The organism is Alphaproteobacteria bacterium, from assembly GCA_030740435.1.
Taxonomy (GTDB): domain Bacteria; phylum Pseudomonadota; class Alphaproteobacteria; order UBA2966; family UBA2966.
This window is the reverse complement of sequence record JASLXG010000197.1, coordinates 1-3,987: the sequence shown is the minus strand read 5'-3', so window position 1 is coordinate 3,987 and position 3,987 is coordinate 1. Positions and strand designations below refer to the sequence as shown.

Genomic DNA, 3,987 nt, shown 5'->3' with positions numbered 1-3,987 from the left:
GCCTCTTCGCGGCCGGCGAGGCCGCGGGCGGGCTGCACGGGGCCAATCGCCTGGGCGGCAACGCGCTCTCCGAGACCGTCGTCTTCGGCACCCGGGCCGGGTTGGCCGCCGCCGCCTGGGCCGGGAACCGCCGGGAGCCGGGGAAACGAGACTCCGAAGCCCGGCTCGCCCGTTACATCCCCGAGCCCCCTGGCGGCGCCTCCGAGGCTACGGCCGCCGAATTGTTGGCTCGGCTGCGCGGGGTCATGTGGGAAGACGTCGGCATCCTTCGTAACCGGGCCGGCCTCGAGAGAGGCCGCGACGCCATCGCCGAGATCGCCGCGGCGGCCGCCAGAACGGGCGGCGTCGGCGAGCCTGACGAGTTCCAGCGCATTCTCGAGGTCCAGCTTGCCGCCCAGGCCGCTTCGCTGATTGTCGAGGCGGCACTCAGGCGCGAGGAAAGCCGCGGCGCTCACTTCCGCGAGGACTTTCCGCAGAGCGACGACGCTAAGTGGCTGGGCCATATCAAGGTGCAGCGGAAAAACGGGGATGCGGCCTGGAACTTCGAGAGGAGCGCGGTTTGGGGAAGCGATGGAACGGACACCCAACCGAAGGTATGATTGCGAGGTAACCGATGATCGTCTCTCTCGTTGCGGAAACGGTGACATGTCTCGTCGAACTGATCTTGCATTGATGCCGCCGGGCGAGCCGATGACCCCTTGCCTGGTCATCGACCACGCGGCGGTGCGCCACAACCTGGAACAGACCGCCCAGGCCGTCGGCGGCGTCGAGCGCCTGATCCCCCACGTCAAAACCCACCGCGCGCCGTGGCTGGTGGCCGATCTTTTAGCCCAGGGTGTGCGTGCCTTCAAAACGGCGACGCCGGCCGAGGTTGAGATGGTTCTTGCCGCCGGTGCCCACGAGGTCCTGTGGGCCTATCCCTCGGTCCAGGGTAGTGCCGTCGAGCGCGTTATCGCGGCGGCCCGCCAACACCCCGAAGCGCGGGTCTCCGCCCTTGTCGATTCGCGGCCCGGCTTCGATCTTTGGCACGCGCGTCTGGACGGCGCCCGGCCGTCCCCGGTGCGGCTCTATCTAGACATCGATCCCGGCCTCGGTCGCTCCGGCGTTCCCTTTGGGCCCGTGGCTCGTGAATTGGCCGCCGATCTGGCCCGGGCCGGCGTGTTCGCCGGCTGGCACCTCTACGAGGGCCACTTGCACGATCCTGACCGGGAGCGGCGCGCCGCGGCCGTCGGGCGGATCGCTTCGGACTTGTTCGACTTCCTCGCCGAGGCCGATCCCGACCCGGACGCCTCGGACATTGTCGCCGGGAGCAGCTACACCTTCGATCTTTGGCCGCCCCATCCGCGCCTGCGGTTGTCGCCGGGGAGCTGGGTCTTCTCCAGTCTGCGCCACGCGCGGGACCTCGCCCATCTTGGCTGGCGCCAGGGTGCCTATGTCCTGGCCACCGTGATCACGGGCCATGGCGAGACCGTCACCCTCGACGCCGGCCTCAAGGCGGTGGGCTCCGACCTGCCCCTCGGCGAGCGCTTCGGCTGGCCGGACGAAATTCGGGAAATGACAGAGGAATACGCCGTCGTCGGCGCCGCCGAAATGACCATCGGCGAGCGCGTCCTGCTGACCCCCGGTCACGCCTGCACCACGGCCTACCTCTATCCCGAGGCCTGGGTGCGCGGGCTCGATGGCCAGTGGCGGATACGGCCGCAAATGGGAATCCAACGATAACCCGGGAATGCGCGCGAACCGCCCCTCACGAAGCGGCGGAGGGCGTCAATATTCGCTCATCAGCCACGATTTGTCCGCCAGGGTGGCCCTTTTTCCACCGTCGCAGGCGAGGACGCCGCCGTGGGCGACCCGGTCCTTTGATGCGTCGAAGACGTAGACCGTGACTGTCTCGGGCGTCACGTCGTAGGCCCTGCAGGTAAACTCGGTGATACCTTCGATGAGTCGGCGGCGTTAAGGTTTGCCTTCCACTGCATCACAAGCCGACTTTCGGCACACCTCTGCCGGTGCTAGTTTGACCGGGCCTCGGTTTATGGGAAAGGGGGCAAAAAGGGGGAAGGGGGAAGCCGATGGCGGCACCTTCTGCGGCCGTCCCGTGACGGAAAGCCCGTCCGATTCTGCTTTGGCGGCGGGTCGCTCCCTGCTTATCCTCACGCCATTCTTGTTGTACGGCCCGCTCGACTACGCGTTGCGCGTCAACAATGCGATGATCGTGCCGGCACTGGTCGACGAGTTCGGCTTCGGCCCGGCCGAGCTCGGCTTCGTGACCAGCGCCTTCTTCGTCGCCTTCGCCCTGGCCCAGCTGCCGATAGGGCTGGCGCTGGATCGCTACGGCCCGCGCCGTGTGGTCGCGACATTGCTGGCCATCGCCACCATCGGCTGCCTCGTCTACGTCACGGCCACGGGCATGGTCGGCCTCACCGTGGGCCGGTTCCTGATCGGCGTCGGCATGGCCGCCAGCCTGACCGGTGGCTTCACGGCGGGGCGCCTGTGGTTCCCGCCCCGACGGCTGGCCTCGATCACGGCGACCCTGGTGGCACTGACGGCACTCGGTGGCATGGTCGCCACGGGGCCGATGGTGGAACTGCTGACCGTCGTGTCATGGCGGGGCGTGATCGCCGGCCTGGCCGGCGCGTGCCTCGTCGTCATGCTGACCGTGCTCGCCTTCGTCCCCCGCCACGCCGCCGCCCCGGCGGACCGGGACCGGCCTTTGCGGGCCTATGGCGTGATCCTGACCAGTCTTCGGTTCTGGCGGTTCACGCCCATCGCCATGGGCGGCGTGGGCGTGGCGATCGCCTACCAGACCTTGTGGGCGCCGCTGTGGCTGCGCGACGTCGCCGGCTACGATGCAACCATGCAGGCTTGGGTATTGTTCGCCATGTTCACGGCCATGCTGTTCGGCAACCTCGGCTTCGCCTGGCTGTCGGCCCGTCTTGGCGGCCGGCCCCAGGTCCTGCAGGCGCTCGCCCTCGGCGGCTTCGGCCTGTCGATCGGGCTGCAGGTACTGCTGGCCGTGACCCGGGGCGGGCTGGCGCCGGGCCTGCTGTGGACCGCGTCGGCACTGTTCTTTGCCTGCCCGATGGTGGTGTATGCCATCGTCGCCCGGTCATATCCGCCAGGAACCGCGGGACGGGCGGCAAGCGCCGTGAACGGGCTGATGTTCGTCACCGTGTTCCTGACGCAGTGGCTGACCGGCGTGGTGATCGACACCTTCCCCGGCACGGCCGATGGCGGCTACGCGGTGTCGGGCCACCTGGCCTCCCTGTGGGCCGTCATCACCCTGCAAGTCCTGGCTTTGCTGTGGTGCATGCTTGCCGGCCGCCTGGAGGCCCGGGCGGCTGGCCCCGGGACCATGCCTACGGAGCGGCACGGTTGAGCGAGACCTGGGTGCTGGCCTACGCAATCTCCTCCAGGGGAATCTCCCCCCCCCTTTATCACGGCCCAGGGCGATGACCTTCTCGCCAGACCGCGGCTCGTCCACGTAGGAGCGATCGAGAACCATGCTTGGCCTCACACCCGGTTGCCACCGAATTTCTGGTGGAACAGGTTGTCGGCGGGCACCCGGTCATAGCTGAGTTGGCGGAAGTCGTCCGCGACCTCGCCGTCGACGATCCAGTCCGCCAACTCCCGGGCTATGGCCGGGGCGGTTTTGAACATGTGGCCGCCGCCGCCCGAGAAGTCGTAGTAGCCGTCAATGCCGGCGCGCGGCCCGACGAACGGCATCCAGTCCGGCGTCACGTCGTAGAGCGCCGCATAGCTGTCGACCATCGTCGCTCCTTGGAGCGGTGGAACGCGGGTCAACATGCGATCGTAACTTCCGATCACGTAGTCGTTGTCCGCCGACTCCTTGAAGTTGTTGGGATCGACCTCGTAATAGTTTTTGGGAAAACCGCGGCCGATCAGCCACCGCCGCTCGGCTACCTCGCGCATGTAAACGGCCTCGATGGCGGTGGAAAAGGGGGTGCTCGGCATGGGCCGGTCGGGCCG

At 68.0% G+C, this 3,987-nt stretch carries 5 protein-coding genes; 3 read left to right on the top strand and 2 right to left on the bottom strand.

The window, feature by feature from the left end:
- Both QGG75_18795 and QGG75_18790 read left to right on the top strand, forming a co-directional pair.
- Positions 1 to 599, top strand: a 599-nt coding sequence (locus tag QGG75_18795) for a hypothetical protein (GenBank protein ID MDP6069276.1), incomplete at its 5' end; no start/stop codon positions are given.
- A gap of 46 nt (positions 600 to 645) precedes the next feature.
- A complete protein-coding gene (locus QGG75_18790; GenBank protein ID MDP6069275.1) occupies positions 646 to 1,722 on the top strand; it encodes an alanine racemase in 1,077 nt (358 codons plus the stop codon).
- Between the two features lie 45 nt (positions 1,723 to 1,767).
- On the opposite strand, the gene QGG75_18785 is transcribed toward QGG75_18790, so the two are convergent.
- Positions 1,768 to 1,902, bottom strand: coding sequence for a hypothetical protein (locus tag QGG75_18785; protein MDP6069274.1), 135 nt, complete (start codon positions 1,900 to 1,902; stop codon positions 1,768 to 1,770).
- Positions 1,903 to 2,095: 193 nt separating this feature from the next.
- On the opposite strand from QGG75_18785, the gene QGG75_18780 reads away from it, so the two are divergent.
- A complete protein-coding gene (locus tag QGG75_18780) occupies positions 2,096 to 3,376 on the top strand; it encodes an MFS transporter (GenBank protein ID MDP6069273.1) in 1,281 nt (426 codons plus the stop codon).
- A 134-nt stretch (positions 3,377 to 3,510) separates the two neighbouring features.
- Here the strand turns inward: QGG75_18780 and QGG75_18775 are convergent.
- The coding region (locus QGG75_18775) for an FAD-binding oxidoreductase (protein ID MDP6069272.1) at positions 3,511 to 3,987 on the bottom strand (477 nt) is incomplete at its 5' end.